The following is a 278-nucleotide window of genomic DNA, read 5'->3' as shown; positions in this document are numbered from 1 at the left end:
ATCCAACTCAAAATGATCTTCCAGAACACCGTTATAAAACTTGATTCCTGTGATGTGCATCTCAACCAGCCGGTTCACCGGTAGACTTGTTATGTATTTTTTGGCGTCCAAGCCCAGGGCGTTTGCAGTGATGCGGGCGTGTGCCAGATCAAGCAGCAGCATGCAATTTGTATCCTCGATGACATTTGTGAAGACCTGGCTGTCTGTTGCATAGCGCAGATGCGGCGTTTTTTCAGTGAATGGGAAATGTTCAAGGGCAACACCTGTCGGCCCAAAAT

Annotated in this window: 1 protein-coding gene; it reads right to left on the bottom strand. The window is 47.8% G+C overall.

The features are described from left to right. Positions 1-278 (bottom strand): multinuclear nonheme iron-dependent oxidase (locus ACYYG1_RS17380; protein WP_461211596.1); only part of this gene is annotated, 278 nt, incomplete at both ends.

The organism is Desulfocurvus sp. DL1XJH-121, assembly GCF_054819825.1.
This window is presented reverse-complemented; position numbering and strand designations above follow the sequence as displayed.